This window comes from Streptomyces sp. NPDC043726 (assembly GCF_056436565.1).
Window position 1 is genome coordinate 249,558 of the sequence record NZ_JBWKCI010000006.1, and the last position, 18,713, is coordinate 268,270.

Below are 18,713 nucleotides of genomic sequence, written 5' to 3' on the forward strand. Positions count from 1 at the left end.
GACAGCGAGACGATCACTAGGAGGAACCCCATGGCCCTGGTCGGCCTGTTCTGGATCACCGAGGACTCGGTCCACGTCGGCGCGGAGCCGGTGGGCACGGCGTCCGGTGTGCGGCTGTCCAAGGACGGCGTCGAGGCCCTGGGGCTGGAGCACGGCCGCTCGTGGGGCTGGGACGAGGTGACACGGATCGAGGTCGCCGACGTGGCCGTGCGGCCCGCCTCGCGCCGCTGGGTCTCCCAGGCCTTCGACGTGGCGGTGGTCGCGCTGACCGGAAGCGGGGACCATCCGCCCGCCTTCACCGTGCGGATCGGCACGACGGCGGAGGCGACGGTGGAGGTGAGCGTGCAGACGGCCATCGCCGGGGGGATCTACGGTCCGGTGGAGTACGAGCTGTCCCGCACCCTGCTCGACCGGCTCGTCGACGGCCGCACCCACCTCGAAGACCTCCTGCGCTGGCGGCGCGACCGCGTCACTGACACCGGCCCCGGCCGCGAGGAGCGCGAGGCCCTGATGCTCCGGTGGATCGGCGAGACGTCATGAGCCGTCCACGAGTCCGGCGATGTGCGCGGTGACGGTGTCCAGCACTCCGGCCCAGACGTCCTCGTCGCCCAGCACCAGGTAGTTGAGGGTCAGTCCGTCGGTCAGGGCGGCGAGGTAGCGCGTCAACACCGGTACGGGTACCCGCAGCCTGAGGTCCATGGTCCGGCGCAGCTGCTCGATGAGCTCGGCGTAGGTGTCGCCGTAGAGCTCGTGCTGGCGGCGGGCCAGGTGCTCGAACCCGGGCTGGCGCAGGGCGTACTGGGTGAGTTCGTAGGTGAGCATGTGCTCGTCGGGGTGGGCGCGGACGTGGTCCCAGTACGCCTGGAGGCCCGCCCGGACGGTCTCCTGGAGGGTGTCCCTGGGCACCAGCGCCTTCTTCACCAGGGTCACGTAGTGGTCGGTGATGGTGGTGATGACCGACTCGATCAGGGCCTGCTTGGAGTCGAAGCAGTAGTGGAAGACGCTGAGGGACACGCCGGCCTCGGCGGCGATGGACCGGGTGGTCGTCCTGGCGACGCCGTCCCGGGCCATCGCCCTGATCGCCGCTTCCGTCAGCTGCAGTCGTCGTTCCGCCGACGGCATGCGTGCCATGTGCGTGTCCCTCGTGCTCGTTGTGGTGCTCTGGTTGTTGTGCCGCTCAAGACGCTGTGGCGCTCCAGTCGCTGTGGCGTTCTAGTCGCTGTGGACGCCGACCTCGTGCAGGGAGTACCCCCATTGGGTGCCGCGTTCCAGGCCGAGGACGCGGACGTAGCGGGCGGGTGTGCCGGTGAAGCGGGCCGTGTCCAGGCCGCCGTCGCCGGCCGTGGTGGACCAGGCGGTCTTCCAGACCTGGCCGTCGGTGGAGAGTTCGACGCGGTACGACTTGGCGTAGGCGCGCTCCCAGTCGAGGGTGACCCTGCCGACGCGGTGGGTGGCCCCGAGGTCGATCCGCAGCCACTGGCCGTCGCTCCAGTCACTGGCCCAGCGGGTGCCCCGGTCACCGTCGACGGCCCGGCCGGGCGCGTAGCTGGTGAAGAGGTTCCACTCGGTCGAACTGGCCCCGGCGGGCGCGCTCCTGGCGAGGTTCACCGCCGACTGGTGCCGCTCGGAGGCTCCCCAGGTGTCGAGGTAGGACTCGGCGCCCCGGAAGAGGTCGTCCACCACCTCCTGGCCGCCGACGCGGCGGATGTCCTCGATCCAGTCGGGCACCAGGCCGTAGTGGGCGGCGCCGTCGGTGTTGAGGTCCCAGGTGCGCTGTCCGGTGGTCTGCTTGTCGATGACGGAGCCGCCGTCGACGCTCGTGAAGGGGTACGTCACCTTGTTGGGGGCGTCCGCTCCGCGCGGTCCCGGCCAGCCGCCGACGCCGTTCATGTCGGTGCCGTAGGCGTAGCCGACGCCGTACTTGTCGCGCAGCGCCTCGGTACGCCCGGCCTCGCCGATGAAGCCCTCGGAGCCGTGCATGTACTGGGCGATGAAGCCGCCGAGACCGTAGACCCGCTCGGTCCAGTCCATGTCCATCCAGCTGTGCGAGGAGAGCACGCCGGGGTAGGACTCGGCCTCGAAGATGTCGAGCACCCGGCCGGTGGCCTTGACGCTCATGTGGTCGATCTCGAGCATCATCTTGCGCTTCATCATGCCGCGCACGGCGTACTCGCCGAGTTCGGTGAGACCGCGCACATTGCACTGCGCGCCGCTCGCGTACGAGGGCACGTCGACGCCCGCCGGGAGCTCGGACTCGGCCTCGGCGGCCGTGGCGTTGCCGATGGGGTTGTCGTGCTGGGGGCCCTTGCACTCCTCGGTCTTCCAGAAGGTGCCGGTGGACAGGAACTGGCCCACGTTGATGGCGGTGCCGAGGGTGCCGGAGTCGAAGCGGACTCCGCAGAGCGCGTTGTCGAACTTGTGGCACAGGAACATGCTGCGCACGCCGAGGTCGTACAGCTCGTCCAGGCCCCTGTCGATGTCCGCCTTGCTGCACTGCGCGATGTCGAGGATCTGCTTGCAGCCGAACGGCTCGGAGGTCTCGACACCCAGGATGACCGCCAGCTTGCCCTGTTCGATGACCTGGCGGGCCTGGGCGCTGTCGGTGACGATCCGGAACCAGCCCTTGCCGGGGCCGCCGTACATCTTGTCGATGTAGGCCTGGAGGTCGTAACTCAGCTTCGCCTGCAGGCGGATGGAGGTCATCTCGTCGCAGGAACGGTCCTTGAAGAAGTAGACCGAGCAGATCACGCCGTTGGTGACCAGGTCGTTGACCATGACCCGCTGGCCGCCGCGCCAGGCCCGCTCCACCCACGCGTAGTAGTTCTGCTGGTGGGTCAGCGAGTCATGGGCGGGCCAGTCCTTGAAGGTGGGCCAGCCGACCGGGTCGTGCTTGCCGTCGCCGCCGTTGGTGATGAAGTCGAAGATCGCGAGCGATCCGTCGGGGTAGTGCTCGGGGCAGTCCTTGAGGGCGTCGGCGATCCCGGCCTCGGAGAAGACCTTGCCGCAGATGAGCCGGCCGCCGAACGCCTCGTTGGAGAACAGGTGGTTGTGCAGGTCGGCGAAGCCGCGCACCTCGCCCTGCGCGTTGGTGCCGGTGAACGGCTCGCCGGTGACACCGATCTGGGAGTCCGGCGCCGGCCGCGCGGTGGGCAGCCACCACTCGGTCCCGGCCGCCGAGCTCGGCGCGGGGCCGAGCAGCAGGGCCAGGACCAGGAGGAGCAGCGTTCCGACGGTGACGTCCTTGCGTCTGCGGTACGGGAGTCGAGCCATGGACCACCCCTCCTGGAACGGCATGACGGCGTTGTCATGACCAGCCCAATATGTGGGGTCGAGGATGACGACTGGCTCATGACGAGTCAAGAGTCCGGGACAAGTGACCTGATGCCGGGTCACAGCAGCCGTCCGCCGAACGGATAACCGTCCACCACCGGGCCGGCTTGCCCTCCTCCAGCGTGCCGAAGTCCGCGTCCGCGCCGTACACACGCGCGGGCAGCACGGTCGCCGTCCGCAGCACCTCCGCACGCTGGAGGAGGGCAACGTAGAGGGCGGGACCCGACTCGCGGTCCCGCCCCGGCGTTTCTCGGCCGGTCGTCACCCGTCGGCGTGGGACTCCGAGTCCGTGTGCACACGGGTACGGCCTGCTGAGCGGTCAGGTCGACATTCGCGATGTGCGCCCCGCCCCAAGCGCGTTCGGCTCACCGCCGGTGCTGTGCGAGCCGCCGCGCCAGCACGGGGATGATCACCGCGGCGGCCACCACGTGTGACACGGCGAGGACGATCTGCGTGGACGTCGCCGTGTGCGGGGCGACCGCCGGACCGGCGAGCGAGAGGGCGGTGAGCGCGACGGTGGTGACGGTGAAGGTGCGGGCGGGCCGCCGGGCCCAGCGGGCGAGTACGACGGCCAGGACGATCCCGGCGACCGCCCAGAACAGCACGCCTCCCGCGAAGCCGCCCACGGGAATCTCCGCCGCTTCCTTGGCTCCTGGACTGGCCGCGTCCATCGGAACGCCGGCCGCACGCGCACCGAGCGCGAAGGCCTCGGTCACGACGGCACCGGCGAGGGTGGCGGCGATGCCGACGAGCCAAACCGGGCGCTGCGAGAGGGAGGAGTGGCTGCTGGTCCGGGTCGCGGTGATGGTCATGGCTGGGTCTCCTGATTTCCTGGGGCTTGGGCTTGGGGTCCGGGTGGGCTTTCAGTTCGTTGCCTTGCATAGAGTCAGACCGTGAAGGGCCCAGGAACTGAGCGCTCTGCTGGGGAAGTTCGGGTGGGGATTTTCCGGAGCCGACCCCGGTGTCACTCATCCGTGGGGCCCGGCCCCCGAACCGGCGTGTCCGTCACCTCCCCGCCCCGAGAATCCGGCCATGGGGACTGGTTGGCGGGCGCGGCGGGTCGGCGCGCTGTATCTCGTGCTGTCGGTCGGCGGCATGGTCGGCGCGGTGTGCATCGCCGTACGTTTCGACCTGCGGATGGCCGAGACGGTGGCCGCGCTGCTGCCGTCCGTCGGTGGGATGTACCTGTCCTGGGCGAGCCTGCGCGTGGATCACGGCCGGACGGCCGAGGCGGACCAGGCGGACGAGGTGACGCGGGCCCGGCTCGCCGACGGTCTGGCGTCGGCCGTACGACAGCAATGGGAGGCGGAGGCACGCGTACGACGCCTGAACGACCCCTACCCCCTCCCGGTGTCCTGGCAGGCGGCCGATGCTCGCTTCGGTGAATCCTGGGCCCTGCTGGAGGAGTTGGCGAGCGATCGGCCCGCAGCCCCCGGCGCCCGCCGGGCCACCGGACCGGACGGCCTGAGCGGCGTCGGTGGAGAGCTCACCGAGGTGTTGCTGGAGCGGATCCCGACCAGACGGCTGGTCGTCCTGGGCGGACCCGGCAGCGGAAAGACGATGCTGCTGGTGTGTCTCCTGCTGGCCCTGACCGCCGAGCGCGCCCCGGGTGCCCCGGTTCCGGTGCTGTTCTCGCTCGCCTCCTGGAATCCCGCTGAGCAGCCTCTGGAGTCCTGGATGGCGGAGCGGCTCGCGCGGGACTACAGCGGTCTGGACGAACCGGGAGGCGCAGCGCGGGCGTTGCTGGAGCACCGGCTGATCTGGCCGATCCTGGACGGCTTCGACGAGATCCCGGAGCCGAGCCGCGCGTTGGCCCTGGACGCCATCAACTCGGCGCTCCCGCCCGACCGGCCCCTCGTCCTCACCAGCCGGCTGGAGGAGTACGGCGCCACCCTCGCCCCGGCCCATGGGGTCCCCGTCAAACTCATCGGTGCCGCGGCCGTCGAACTGCGGCCTCCGGCAGCCCCGGACATCGCCGACTACCTCCAACGCGACGCGGGCGGCCAGGACTCCGCCACCGCGCGCTGGACCCCGGTGATCCGCCTGCTGGGCACCGAGGCGCCGGTGGCCCGCGCCCTGACGACACCCCTGATGCTGTTCCTGGCCCGCACGGTCTACAACCCCCGCCCGGGCGAACGGGACACCGCGCTGCCCAACCCCGCGGACCTGTGCGACGAGGACCGTTTCCCCGTCCCGGAGGCCGTCCGGACACACCTCTTCGACGCGTACGTGCCCGCCGCCTACCGCCCCCACCCCCGGTACCCGTCCCGCTGGACCGCCCAGGAGGCCGAGCACGCCCTGCGCTGGCTGGCCCGGCACCTCCAGCACACCAGCGACTTCTCCTGGTGGCGGCTGCGCAGGGCGCTGCCACCGCGCTGGGCGCAGGTGGTGACAGGGGCCGTCCTCGGTGTCGTGTCCTGGGCCGCCGCCACGGGCGCGGGACGGCTCACCGCCTTGTTGGCCGGTCTCGACTCCGGCTGGCTGACGGGCCCGCCCGCGGCCATCGTCGCGGGCCTGGCCGGAGGCATCGCGGGCGGCATCGGCTGCGGCTTGGTGGCGGGCGTGACCGGGGGCGTCGCCGAGGGCCTGACCCACGTACTGGCCACCGGTCAACTGCACTGGCCTGCGGCGACGACGGCCAACGGGCTGGCGTACGGCTTCGTCGGCGGCATCGTGGGCGCGCTGGCCGGGCGCCGAGGGGCGCCGGAGCCGACCGAACGCTGGGCCTGGAACGCCCGCATGAGCGCGCTCGGGCTCCTCACGGGCGCCACCCTGTTCCTCTCGTACCGCCTCAACCACGATCCAACGGCCGCGGCGGCGGGCGCCCTGACGGCGGGGGTGGCGTACGCGCTGGCGGGCGGCGCACTCGGCAACCGCGCGGGCCGCCTGTCGAAGCGCCGCCCCCGAGTCGTTCCGACCGTGCGCACCCGGTGGGCCTGGGACTGGCGGGGCTTCGCGACGGGACTCGCCGGCGGCTCCGCCCTGGGTGCCACGCATTGGGCGATCCTGAGGCTCCAGTCACTCCTCTCCGGCGCCTCGGCCTACCCCGTCAGCACGATGCTCACCTTCTCGTGCGCCTTCGGCATCACGGTCGGCGTCGCCTTCGCCCTCACCGGCAGACCGGCGGACCTGACGGCCCCGACCGGCCCCGTCACACTCCTCCACCAGGACCGCAGGATCCTCGGCCGGCTGTGGCTCGCGGTGGGCATCGCGGTCGGCGCCGCTTTCACCCTCTGCTACGGCATCGACTACGCCGTCCAGGGCGGCCTCACGTACGGCATGGGCCGCGGCACCACTGACGGCAGGGCCCTGTCGATGACCCCGGCGCACATCCTGACCCGGGGCCTGGCGTACGGCGTCACGGTCGGCCTGGCAGCCGCCCTGAGCCGGAACGCCTGGTGGTACTACACCGTCGCCCGCCACCACCTGGCGGTACGCCACAACCTCCCCCGGGACCTGACGGCCTTCCTTACCGACGCACACGAGCGACGCGGGGTGCTGCGGCAGACGGGGGCGGTCTATCAGTTCCGGCACCTCGACCTTCAGCGGCATCTGGCGGGGCCGTCCCCGCGGGCGCTTCCCGGGAGCCGTCGCAGCCGGGAAGCGGAGCGCCTGGGCCGTCGTGGTTGAGCGTCACGCTGTCGGCTCAGCGGGGCTGCGGGCCTGGGGACTGCGGCTCTGCGCATCGCGCGTCCGCGGGTCTGCGGGCGCTCGCCGGAGAGCCGGCCGCCGCCCGGAGGAGGCGGCGGAATGTCGGGCACTCCAGGTGGCTCGGGGCCGGGCAGGCGGCGGCGTGGCGGAGGGAGTCGCGCAGGACGGCGAGTTCCCTGATCCGTGCCTCCAGTTCGTCGGCCTTGGCCGCGAGCATCCCCCGGTCGAGGTCCGGTCGCCGGTCCGGGGTGACCATGCGGGCGATCTCGTCGAGGGAGAACCCCGCGGTCCGTCCCAACGTGATCAGCGCCAGGCGTTCCAGTACGCCGGGGTCGTACTGCCGGCGCAGGCCGCGCCTGCCGATCGGGGCGATCAGGCCCTTCTCCTCGTAGTAGCGCAGGGTCGAGGCGGGCAGCCCGGAGCGGTGTGCCACCTCGGCGATGTCCAGATCCGTCATCCGCTTGACCTCAAGTCGACTTGAAGTAGCACGCTGTCATCTCCGCACGCCGACCGCAAGCACGGGAGACGATGATGAGCGTGACGAACACCGGTGACGATCAGGCGGCCCGCTGGGCCCGGGCAGGTCATGTCTGGGTCCAGGAACAGGCGTTGCTCGACGACCTGCTCAGGCCCTTGGAGGAGCTGCTCGTGGAGGCGGTGCCCGCGGGGCGGGGAGGCCGCGTTCTCGATGTCGGCTGCGGTACCGGCGGCACCACACTGGCCGTCGCGCGGCGGCTCGGCCCGACGGGCAGCTGCGTCGGCGTCGACATCTCCGAGCCGATGGTCACCGCAGCACGCGAACGGGCCGAACGGGAGGGCACCCCGGCCTCCTTCGTCCAGGCCGACGCCGCGGAACACGCCTTCGAGCCCGCCGTCTTCGACATCGTCGTCTCGCGCCTCGGGGTGATGTTCTTCCACGACTCCGTCCGCGCCTTCGCCAACCTCCGGCGAGCCGCGACGGACGAGGCCGGGCTGCGGTTCATCGTATGGCGCGGGGCCGAGGAGAACCCGTTCATGACGACGGCCGAGCGCGCCGCGGCGCCCCTGCTGCCGGAGCTCCCCGCCCGACGGCCGAGCGGTCCCGGTCAGTTCGCCTTCGCGGACCCGGACCGCGTCCGGGAAGCGCTCACGGCCGGCGGCTGGACCGGGATCGACATCCGGCCGTACGACGTGACCTGCGCGCTTCCCGAACAGGACCTGGTCCGCTACTTCACCCGGCTCGGTCCGCTCGGCATGATCCTCCCGGACGTGGACGAGGAGACCCGGGAGCGGGTCGTCGAGACGGTCCGCCCCGCCTTCGACGAGTACGTCCACGGCTCGGAGGTCCGTTTCACGGCCGCCTGTTGGGTGGTCGACGCCCAGGCGTCGTAGGCGATACGGCCGACGCGCGGCGAATTGGCTCCTTCGCTTCAGGCACGACTCGCCCGACGAACCATGGGCGCTGCTGCACCATGCTGGGGGCGGTGGTCCTGGCCCGGGCGGTGAAGGACTCACCGCTGTCGGACGACATCCTGGAAGCGGCCCGCGAGGCGCTGTCCGGGCCGCCGAGGCGACCCGGACGGATCGCGAGCCGAGCGGGCTAGGTTGTGTCCGTGGCGGACGGCTCCATCACCATCAGACTCCCGCGCGATCAGGCGCTCGTCCTCTCGGACTGGCTCTACGAGGCGATGTTCCGGTCCGACGATCTGGAAGGCATCGTGCGTGACCGAGCCGTCTGGTCACCGATCCACACGAGACGAGGAGGACTGACGGAGCGAGTACGTCCGATGTGACGGGCATCACCGCAGCGCGCTCCCCGCTCAGGACAGGGAACAGTGTGGAACTCTCACTGCGCGCCCGCATACGGGCCGGGGATCCGGACGCGTTCGGCCGGCTCTTCGACGAGCACGCGTCGGCGGTGCACCGGCACGCCGTCCGGGTGACCGGCAACTGGTCCGCGGCCGACGACATCGTCTCACTGACCTTCCTGGAGGCCTGGCGCCTGCGTGAACGCGTGCTCCCGGACGGCGGCAGCCTGCGCCCCTGGCTGCTCGGCATCGCCACCAACGTCACCCGCAACACCTCACGCGCGGCCCGACGGCACCGGACCGCGCTCGCCCGGCTGCCACCCGCGGCGCCCGTCCCGGACTTCGCCGAGGAGGTGACCCAGCGGCTGGCCGACGCCGAGGAACTGGCCGCCGCGCACGCGGCGTTGAGCCGACTGCGCCGCGGCGAACGGGAGGTGTTCACGCTCTGCGTCTGGGAAGGCCTGGACGCGGCGTCGGCCGCCGAGGCACTGGGCGTGGCCGTGGGCACCGTACGAGCGAGACTCTCGCGCGCCAGAAAGCGCCTGCGCGAACTCACCGAACTGGAACTCGACCGGACCGCACGGCCCGCCGACTCGGCGCAACGCCACCCGGCGACCGGACAGATACCGGGCAGCCGCCATCAGACGGCTCGGTCCCCGCAGGAGAAGAAGCGATGAACACCCGTCCGCGACGCCACGAAGAGCCCGTCGGCCACGACGACTTGGCCGAGCTGCTGCCCGCTCCGGGCAATCCGGTGCTCCCGCAGGACCGTCACGCAGTCCTCAAGGAGTACCTGATGCGCCAGTTCACCGACGAGCGGTCCGCCCCGCCGACGCCGACCGCCCGCGAACTCCTGGAACGCCCACGCTCGAAGCGCCGACGCGTCACCCTCATCGCGGCACCGCTCGCCCTGGCCGCCGCGGTGACACTGGGAGTGGTGGCGATGGACGACGAGGTCAAGAAGTCCGCGCCGGTCACTGCGGCTCAACACCGCGAAGCCGCGCGGCTGTTGGACCGTATCGCCACGGTGGCCGCCGAACGTCCCGCGGTCAAGGTGACGGACGACCAGTACATCTACACCAGGACCCGAGGCGCCGGCTCCGTCCTGGGCATCGGCGACCACGTCCTGCGCGACCTCGTCCAGCGGGAGGAGTGGCATGCGGTGGACGGCAAGCGGGACGGCTGGATCCGCGTCGACCCCGTCGAGGGCACGCGACCGGACACCACCCAGCGGGTGGAGGGTCCCATGGACGGCGTCCCGTACCTCACTTTCCGCCAACTCCAGTCCCTGCCCACCGATCCCGACGCGCTGCTGAAGAAGCTGCGCGCCGACACGAACAGCGTGGAATCCACCCAGGAGGAGGCGATCTTCGAGTACATCGACACCATGCTCGAGGAAGCCACCCTCCTCCCCGACCTCGGCGCGGCCCTCTACCGAGCGGCGGCCCAGCTCCCCGGCATCCGGGTCGACCACCACACCCAGGACGCCACCGGCCGCAAGGGCATCGGCCTGTCCTACACGGACTCCTCGACGGGCGAGCACACCTGGGTCTTCGACCGTACGACCCTGGCCTACCTGGGCACGACGAGGACGGCGTTCCTGGGTGCAGGCGTGTCCGACGCCGTCCGTGAGGCGCCGTCGCGCTGACCCCCTGGGGCGAGTCCTGGCAGCCGCCGACGCTCTGCTTGGATCAGCACATGACGGACTGGTCCAAGCTCAGCGACGCACACGGCTCGGCGGAAGACGTCCCGGCCCTGCTCGACCGGTTCGAGGCCGATCCACGGCGTGTGTGGTCCGAGCTGATGGACCGGTTGTGCCCGATGCTGGACACCGCGTTCCCGGCGAGTTTCGCGGCGCTGCCCCGCCTCACGGAGATCGCGGCGGCCCGCGAGCCCGCCGCCCGGACCTGGGTGCTGTTCGCGGCGGGCCCGATCGTGTCCAGCGCACGCCGCTCGTTCGAAGGTGTCGCCGCACTCGAGATCCACGCACCGCAGATCGCGCGGCTGGCCCGGCTCGTCGACGAGTCCCTCCGTCTGCCGTGGGAGACGGAGGACTACGTCGGACTGCTCCAGGCGGCCCTGGCCTTCGAGGGCGTCGAGTTCTGGGACGAGCATCTGGACAAGCTCGCCCAGGGCGAATACGAGGTCGACTGCCCTCACTGCGGCGTGAACCTGTTCATCGTGATGGGCGACGAAGGCTTCTTTTCCTGCAGCGAGGACTACGCGCTGGGCGAGGTCGAGCGGACGCCGCTGTGCCCGGCCGATCCGGCGGAGCTGGAGGGCGTGGCCGAGTGGCTGCGCGACCGAGCCCTCGCCGACGGGCAGTCGGAGGTGGCTCGGCGGTTGCCGTATCTCTTCGGGCGAGCGGTGTGCGGCGACTGCGGGACGGAGTTCGCGGTGGCGGACCGCGTCGCCGCGAACGCCGCCCCCTCTTGGTGATCGAGACGCCGGCAGCCCCTTTCCGCGTTCTCCTCCCACTCCCCCGCAGGTCACATGCCGGGCACCAGTTGCGAGCGAAGTTAGGTAAGGCTTACCGTACCCAATCGCACCACTCGGGGCTACGACCGTCACACCGGTCCGCCCGCGGCGAGCGCTTCACCGACGCAGCCTGGCCGTCCTCCCCCAGCGCCCTGAGGCCTGGGAGGTACCCCCAGCCGGAACCCGCTCACAGGACCGCACTTGAACGACTCGACCTTCGGTCTGTACGACCCTGCCCGCGACCACAGCGACTGCGGCGTCGGCTTCATCACCCGCCTGGACGGGACACCGAGCCACGACGTCATCCGCAAGGGCCACGAAGCGCTCTGCGCCATCCCGCACCGCGGCGGCAAGTCCGCCGAGGGTGTCGGCGACGGCGCGGGCGTGAGCGTCGACCTGTCGGTCGAGTTCTTCGGCGCGCTCACCGGTGAGGACCTGCGGGCCGGGCACTTCGGCGTCGCGAACTGTTTCGTCCCGGCCGACGCCACACGCCGTGAGGCCGCCGTCCGCCTCGTCGGGCGCTGCGTCGCCGACCAGGGCTTCGAGACCCTGCTCGTCCGTGCCGTGCCCGTCGACCACACCGTGGCACGTCCCGCCGCCGAGCAGTACCAACTGCCCCTCGTGCAGTGGGTGTTCCGCGCCCCAGAGGCCTGGTCGCGCGCCGACGTCGACGCGGCCGCCCACCGCGCCCTGCTCGCCGTGGAAGCCGTCGCCTACGCCGACGACGACACCTACGCCGGGCTGTATCCGCTCTCGCTGAGCGCACGGACCCAGGTCCTCAAGGGACGGCTCAACTCCGGTGAGGTCATCGGGTACTTCCGCGACCTCACCGACCCCCGGCACTCGGTCCGCTCGCTGTACTTCCACACCCGGTTCTCCACCAACACCGAGCCGCACCCGACCATGGCCCAGCCGTTCCGGCTCATGGCGCACAACGGCGAGCTCAACACCGACCGCAAGAACCGCCTCTCCGACGAGGCCCTCGCGCGCGCCCGCACCCGCAGCATCGTGCGGCCGCCGGGGCAGTCCGACTCCAGCCGGCTCGACCAGACCCTGCAGAGCCGGGTGTTCGACGACGGACTGGACCTCGTCGAGGCGGTCGTCTCGCTCATGCCGCCCGCCTGGGAGAACGACCGCACCCTGCCCGCCGCCGTCCGCGACATGCTGGAGTACTTCTCCCTGTACGAGGAGAAGAACGACGGTCCGGCCGCGGTCATCTTCAGCGACGGGGACGTCGTCGGCGCCCGCCTCGACCGGCTCGGGCTGCGCCCGCTGCGTACCGTCGAGACCGCCGAGTACCTGATCGTGGCCTCGGAGGCCGGGCAGGTCGCCTTCCCCGACGACGAGGTCGTGCACCGGGGCCGTATCGAAGCCGGCGGCATGCTCGTCGTCGACCACCGCACCGGCCGCCGGATGCGCACCCGCGAGGTGCTCGACGCCCTCGCCGCGCGCCGGCCGTACTCCGAACTCCTCGCCGCGGCCCGGGTGAACCTCGACGACCTGCCCGCCCCCGACTACTACCGGGGCACGACCACACTCGGATACGACGGCGACCTCACCCTCGCCGGGCGGTACGTGGCGTACTCGCTGAACCAGGAGAGCTTCCGGTTCATGCTCGACCCGATGCTCGCCGACGGGTCGGAGCGGATCTCGGCGATGGGGTACGGCAACGCCATCAACGCGCTCAGCGACACCGAGGGCGGCATGGCGAAATACTTCTCGCAGCGTTTCGCCCAGGTCACCAACCCGCCGCTGGACAGCATCCGCGAGGCCGACGGGATGAGCATGCGGGTCGCCCTCGGCCCGAAGCCGGACGGCACCCACGCCACCAACGGCAAGCAGCTCGTGGTGAACTCGCCCGTGCTCGGGCACCTCGACATGGTGCGGCTGCGGGACCAGCGGGTCGTGCCGCTGGAGCGGTTCGCCATGCTCTACGAACCGGTCGGCGGGGACGAGTCCGCCAACGCGGACGCGCTGCGGTCGGCGCTGGAGCAACTCTGCGACGACGTCGAGCGGTTCGCCGCCGAGCGGGGCGGCATCGCGCTGCTCACCGACCGAGCGGTGTCGTCGACGCGTGCCCCGCTGCCCGTCGTCCTCGCCGTCGCCGCCGTCAACCAGCGGCTGATCGAGACCGGGCTGCGGCCGCGCGTCTCGCTCGTCGCGGAGAGCGGGCAGCTCGCCTCCTCGCACCACGTCGCGACCGCGCTCGGCTTCGGCGCCTCCGCCGTCTACAGCCTCAGCGCACGGCTGCGCGCCGAGGAGAAGTACCCGAGCGCACCCGCGCCCGCGGGTGAGATCACCGGGACCGACCGGGCGCTGGCCAAGTTCCGCAAGGCGGCCGAGAAGTCCCTCGCCAAGACCATGGGCCGCGTCGGGCTGTGCACCGCCGAGAGCTACATCGGCGGCGAGTTCTTCGAGCCCAACTACCTCGACACCCGCGACGACGTCTTCGCGCGGATCTTCCCGCACATGGAGGCGCCGGTCGGTGGTGTGGGCTTCGCCCGGATCGCGCAGGCCGCGACCGAGTGGCACGAGCGCGCCCGTACGGTCGAGAGCGAGCAGCAGATCCCGCTGCTCGGGCTGTTCAAGGAGCGGTCGGACGGGGCCGGGCACTCCTTCGGCGTCACGGCCGTGCGCGGGTTCGGCGACATGGCCGAGGAGAAGCCGCGGTTCGCCCGTCCCACCGACTCCGACGCGCTGCGGCTCCTCACCCTCGGCCGGCTCGACGACGCCTTCGGCATCACCGACGCCGCCTACCGCAACACCGGGTACGACGCCCTCAGCGACGCCGAGATCGACGCGTTCCGGATCACCCCCGGGTACCGCGCCTTCCTGCGCACCACGCACGAGGAGCGGTCCCGGCGCCCGTCCGCGCTGCGGGACGTCCTCGCACTGCCCGCCGACGTCACCGGGCTGCGTACGCCCGAGGACTTCGCCCGCGAGCTGGGCCGGTTCTCGACCACCGGCAACACGGGCGTCACGGTCCGGGGCCTGGACGTCTCCGGCACCGAGGGCACGACCGTCCGGCTGAGCCTCACCGAGGGTGGCGTCGAGCGCCACACGGCCCTCGCCGAGCGCCACACGGCCCTCGCCGACGGCCTCGCGCTCGCCTGTCCCGGTGAGGTCGTGACGCTGAAGGCGACCGAGGACGAGGTTGTCCTGGAGGTCACCGGCACCGCCGCCCGTCTCCTCGCGCTCCTCCAGAGCGCCCCCGCCAGCGTCCCCCTCGACGAGGTCCAGCCCGCCCACGAGATCACGCCCGCACTCGCCTCCGGCGCGATGAGCCACGGCGCCCTCGTGGCGACCGCGCACGAGGCCGTGGCGCACGGCACGAACATGGTCGGCGCGATGTCGAACAGCGGTGAGGGCGGCGAGCACCACTCCCGCTACGGCACCATCCGGGGCTCTCGGATCAAGCAGTTCGCGTCCGGCCGGTTCGGTATCTGGGCGGGCTATCTCGCCGACCCGATGCTCCAGGAGCTGGAGATCAAGATCGGCCAGGGCGCGAAGCCCGGCGAGGGCGGTCAGCTGCCCGCGCCGAAGGTCACGGTCGACATCGCGGCCGCCCGCGGCGGCACCCCGGGCATCGAGCTGATCTCCCCTCCTCCGCACCACGACACGTATTCCATCGAGGACTTGGCCCAGCTCATCCACGACTGCAAGGCCGCCCGCGTCCGGGTGATCGTGAAGCTGGTCTCCTCGGAGGGCATCGGCACCATCGCGGTCGGTGTCGCCAAGGCCGGCGCGGATGTCATCAACGTGGCCGGGAACACCGGCGGTACGGGCGCCGCGGCCGTCACCAGCCTGAAGTACGCGGGCCGTTCGGCGGAGATCGGTGTCGCCGAGGTCCACCAGGCGCTGGTCGCCAACGGGCTGCGCCAGAAGGTCGTCCTGCGCTGCTCCGGCGCGCACCAGACCGGCGGCGACGTCGTCACCTCCGCTCTTCTGGGCGCCGACAGCTTCGAGTTCGGCACGACCGCGCTGATGATGCTCGGCTGCGTCATGGCGAAGAACTGCAACGTGAAGTGCCCCGCCGGGCTCACCACCAACCCCGAGGTCTTCGAGGGCGATCCGCGCGCGCTGGCGCAGTACCTGCTCAACATCGCCCACGACGTACGGCAGATCCTCGCCCGCCTCGGTCTGCGCTCCCTGCGCGAGGCCCGGGGCCGCACGGATCTGCTCCAGCTCCTCGACCACCCCGCGAGCGTGGGCCGCCTGGACGTGCGGCGCCTGCTCGCGCGGGTGCCCGAGAAGCTCGTGGCGGACCCGGAGTACCTGGAGAAGGACTTCACCACCGACGACGCGCTGATCGAGCGCATCAGGGAAGCGCTCCTGGACCGCCGCGAGCCGTCGGTGCTCGTCGACGGCATCCGCCTCGGCAACAGCGACAAGTCGATCGGCGGGCAGCTCTCCATCGACATCGAGCGGCTCCTCAATCACGACGGAGTGAAGTACGGCATCGACGAGACCGTGCCCGCCGTCGTCGCCGACGACCGCGGCCGTCGCCGCCTCGTCGACGGCGCCGTCACCATCCGCACCACCGGCTCCGCCGGGCAGTCGTACGGCGTCTTCTGCAACGACGGCATCGCCCTCGAACACACCGGCACCGCCAACGACGGTGTCGGCAAGAGCCAGAGCGGCGGCCGGATCGTCGTCCGCGCACCCGGCGGCGGCAGCGCCGAGCGCGGCGGGAACGTCCTCATCGGCAACTTCGCGCTGTTCGGCGCGACCGGCGGCCGGACCTTCGTACAGGGCGAGGCCGGTGACCGGTTCGCCGTGCGGAACTCCGGCGCGACCGCGGTCGTCGAGGGCGTCGGCGACTTCGGCTGCGAGTACATGACCGGCGGCACCGTCCTCAACCTCGGCGGCTTCGGCAAGGGCCTCGGGAACGGCATGAGCGGCGGGTTCCTCTATCAGTACGACCCCTCGGGCGAGCTCGCGAACCGGGTCAGCGCCGACTCGCTGCTCGTCTTCCCGGTGACCGGCACCGAGCACGGCACCTTCCACGAGGCGGCCGTACGACTGCTGCTGTCCTGGCATGTCGAGGCCACCGGTTCGGAGTTGGCCGCGCGGCTGCTGCACGACTGGGACACCGAGCGGCAGCACATGTACTGCGGAATGCCCCGGGCCCTGCTCCTCTACCAGGACGCCGGCGAGATCCTCGCCGCCGCAACCCGCTCCGAGCTCCTCGACGAACTGGCGAGCTCGATCGCCACGGACAAGCTCCGCGCGTTCAAGGTCGACTACCGCGACCGCCGTACCGTGCTCGGCGGCCGGGCACCCGCTCTCGGCGACCAAGGCGGCGACGACATGTTCTCGCTGCTGTCGTCGTACGCGGTGCTCGGCGCCGCGCAGGACCTCGCGCTGAAGCGGGTGCCCGGGGCGAGCGGACCGGACGACCCGCGGATCGCCGAGGCCGTCCGCAAGCTCATCCTCACCGAGGACTTCTTCGTCAAGCAACGCGTGGTGAAGTACCTGCGCGGCACGCTGGACCGCTTCGACGACGGCGAACTCGCCACGCTCATCGCGGTCAAGCGCCTCGACGACTACAAGCGCGCCCTGAAGCAGCGCAACAACCTCAGCGTGGACGCCCCCGGCACCTACGGCTGGATCGTCCACCAGACCACGAAGAACGCCGGCCGCGTGCGCGCCGCCCGTTTCGACGAGCTGCTCGCGAACGCGGCACTCTCCGACATCGCCGCACTCGCGCACCGCGGCATCCCGCAGGCCCCCACCGAGGCGGTGACCCCGTGACCCCCACGCCCCCGACCGGGACCCTCATCCCGGCCGACGCGCCCTTCTCCGCCGAACAGGAAGCCTGGCTCGCGGGATTCATCGCCGGGATCGCGGCGGCCGGACAACGGGACGGCGCAACGGCGGAAGCACCCGGGGCCGTTGTCGACGTCCTGTTCGGAACCCAGACCGGCAACGCCGAGTTCCTGGCCGGCGAACTCGCCGCCGGGGCCCGCGCCCGCGGCCTCGGCGGGACCGTCACCGCGCTCGACGACGTCACACCCGAGACGCTGGCGGCGATGTCCCATGTCATCGTCGTCACCTCGACCTACGGCGAGGGCGAGATGCCCGACAACGCCGGACTGTTCTGGGAGGCGCTCCAGTCCGACACCGCTCCCCGGCTGGAGGGGCTGCGCTACGCCGTGCTCGGTCTCGGGGACCGCGGCTACGACGAGTTCTGCCAGGCCGCGAAGCTGATCGACACCCGGCTGGAGCAGCTCGGTGCCACCCGCCTGCACGAACGGCTCGACTGCGACGTGGACTTCGAGGAGCCCGCGGCCGAGTGGACGACGGCGGTGCTGGAGCGACTGGCCGCCGAGACCGGGGCCACGGGCACGGGCGAGGCGGCCCCCGCCCAGCAGCCCACTCGCTCCACCTGGAACAAGCGCAACCCGTACCGCTCGCGGCTCGCGGTGAACCGGCTGCTGTCCGCGCCGGGCAGCGCCAAGGAGATCCGGCACTTCGAGTTCGACCTCGGCGACAGCGGCATCACCTACGAGGCGGGCGACGCCCTGGCCGTCGTACCGGTGAACGACGAGGCACTGGTCGCGGAGCTGCTGGAGCAGGTGGGTGCCCGGGACGACGAACGGCTCGCCGAACTCCTGCGCACGGAACGCGAGATCCGCACGCCGTCGAAGGAGCTGATCGCCGACCTGGCCGAGCGGGCCCCGGCGAGCGAACTCGCGTCGGTCGTGGCGCACGGAGACCGGGTCGAGCTGGACTCCTGGCTTTGGGGCCGCGATGTGCTCGACCTGCTGAGGGACGCGGGAGCCGACGCGCCCGCCCGGGACGAACTTCTGCCCCTTCTGAGGCCGTTGCAGGCCCGTCAGTACTCGATCTCGTCGAGCCCGCTGGCCCACCCGGACCGTGTCCACCTCACGGTGGCGTCCGTCCGGTACGGCGGCCGGTACGAGGGAGTCGCCTCGACGTATCTGGCGGACCGGGCCGGCGGGGAAGTGGCCGTGTACATCCAGCCGAACGCCTCGTTCAGCGTCCCCGCGGACGACGACGCCCCGATGGTCATGATCGGCCCCGGTACGGGCATCGCGCCGTTCCGCGGCTTCCTGCACGAGCGGGCGGCGCGGGGTGCCGCCGGGCGCAACTGGCTGTTCTTCGGCGACCAGCACCGCGCGACGGACTTCGTGTACGAGGACGAGCTGAGCGAGCTGCAGAAGCGTGGCGTACTCACCGAACTCGACCTGGCCTTCTCGCGCGACCAGGCCGAGAAGGTCTATGTGCAGACCCGGATGCGGGAGCGTTCGCGTGAGCTGTACGCGTGGCTGGAGGACGGCGCGTACGTGTACGTCTGCGGCGACGCCTCCCGCATGGCCAAGGACGTCGAGGCGGCACTGCTGGACGTCATCGCCGGGCAGCGCGGGCGCGGTGCCGACGAGGCGGCGGAGTACCTGGCCGGCCTGCGCCGGGCGAAGCGCTACGTACGGGACGTGTACTGAG

Annotated in this window: 13 protein-coding genes; 9 read left to right on the top strand and 4 right to left on the bottom strand. The window is 71.6% G+C overall.

Translation table 11 applies throughout. The features are described 5' to 3' along the window. Positions 1-30 precede the first annotated feature (30 nt). On the top strand, positions 31-540 hold the full coding sequence (locus tag AC068Z_RS19395) for a hypothetical protein (protein ID WP_478556791.1): 510 nt from the start codon (positions 31-33) through the stop codon (positions 538-540). Here the strand turns inward: AC068Z_RS19395 and AC068Z_RS19400 are convergent. From AC068Z_RS19400 to AC068Z_RS19410, 3 genes are all read right to left on the bottom strand, one after another. Continuing rightward, the gene (locus AC068Z_RS19400) at positions 535-1,131 is read right to left on the bottom strand and encodes a TetR/AcrR family transcriptional regulator (protein ID WP_478556793.1); all 597 of its coding nucleotides are present in this window, start codon (positions 1,129-1,131) and stop codon (positions 535-537) included. The genes AC068Z_RS19395 and AC068Z_RS19400 overlap by 6 nt on opposite strands. Before the next feature lie 81 nt (positions 1,132-1,212). Further along, entirely contained in the window at positions 1,213-3,270 is a 2,058-nt protein-coding gene (locus AC068Z_RS19405) for a galactose-binding domain-containing protein (RefSeq protein ID WP_478556795.1), read from the bottom strand. Between the two features lie 425 nt (positions 3,271-3,695). Further along, on the bottom strand, positions 3,696-4,142 hold the full coding sequence (locus AC068Z_RS19410) for a DUF6069 family protein (protein WP_478556797.1): 447 nt from the start codon (positions 4,140-4,142) through the stop codon (positions 3,696-3,698). A 220-nt stretch (positions 4,143-4,362) separates the two neighbouring features. Here AC068Z_RS19410 and AC068Z_RS19415 point away from each other — a divergent pair, with 220 nt between their 5' ends. Then, positions 4,363-6,960, top strand: coding sequence for an NACHT domain-containing protein (locus AC068Z_RS19415; protein WP_478556799.1), 2,598 nt, complete (start codon positions 4,363-4,365; stop codon positions 6,958-6,960). A gap of 16 nt (positions 6,961-6,976) precedes the next feature. On the opposite strand, the gene AC068Z_RS19420 is transcribed toward AC068Z_RS19415, so the two are convergent. Continuing rightward, on the bottom strand, positions 6,977-7,438 hold the full coding sequence (locus AC068Z_RS19420) for a helix-turn-helix domain-containing protein (protein WP_478556801.1): 462 nt from the start codon (positions 7,436-7,438) through the stop codon (positions 6,977-6,979). Between the two features lie 80 nt (positions 7,439-7,518). On the opposite strand from AC068Z_RS19420, the gene AC068Z_RS19425 reads away from it, so the two are divergent. From AC068Z_RS19425 to AC068Z_RS19455, 7 genes are all read left to right on the top strand, one after another. Next, positions 7,519-8,352, top strand: coding sequence for a class I SAM-dependent methyltransferase (locus tag AC068Z_RS19425; RefSeq protein ID WP_478556803.1), 834 nt, complete (start codon positions 7,519-7,521; stop codon positions 8,350-8,352). A gap of 221 nt (positions 8,353-8,573) precedes the next feature. Beyond that, positions 8,574-8,753: a hypothetical protein gene (locus AC068Z_RS19430; protein ID WP_478556805.1), complete on the top strand. Its 180-nt coding sequence runs from the start codon at positions 8,574-8,576 to the stop codon at positions 8,751-8,753. 44 nt (positions 8,754-8,797) lie between these two features. Beyond that, positions 8,798-9,445: an RNA polymerase sigma factor gene (locus AC068Z_RS19435; protein WP_478556807.1), complete on the top strand. Its 648-nt coding sequence runs from the start codon at positions 8,798-8,800 to the stop codon at positions 9,443-9,445. Then, positions 9,442-10,416: a CU044_5270 family protein gene (locus tag AC068Z_RS19440; protein WP_478556809.1), complete on the top strand. Its 975-nt coding sequence runs from the start codon at positions 9,442-9,444 to the stop codon at positions 10,414-10,416. The genes AC068Z_RS19435 and AC068Z_RS19440 overlap by 4 nt, the downstream gene beginning before the upstream one ends. A 50-nt stretch (positions 10,417-10,466) precedes the next feature. After that, positions 10,467-11,207, top strand: a complete 741-nt coding sequence (locus tag AC068Z_RS19445; protein WP_478556811.1) for a hypothetical protein — start codon at positions 10,467-10,469, stop codon at positions 11,205-11,207. 240 nt (positions 11,208-11,447) lie between these two features. After that, positions 11,448-17,000 carry a glutamate synthase-related protein gene (locus tag AC068Z_RS19450; RefSeq protein ID WP_478556813.1) on the top strand — a complete coding sequence of 1,851 codons (5,553 nt, stop codon included), beginning with the start codon at positions 11,448-11,450 and terminating at the stop codon, positions 16,998-17,000. Then, the gene (locus tag AC068Z_RS19455) at positions 16,997-18,712 is read left to right on the top strand and encodes a diflavin oxidoreductase (RefSeq protein ID WP_478556815.1); all 1,716 of its coding nucleotides are present in this window, start codon (positions 16,997-16,999) and stop codon (positions 18,710-18,712) included. Before AC068Z_RS19450 ends, AC068Z_RS19455 begins: the two co-directional genes overlap by 4 nt. The last annotated feature ends 1 nt before the right edge of the window (position 18,713 follow it).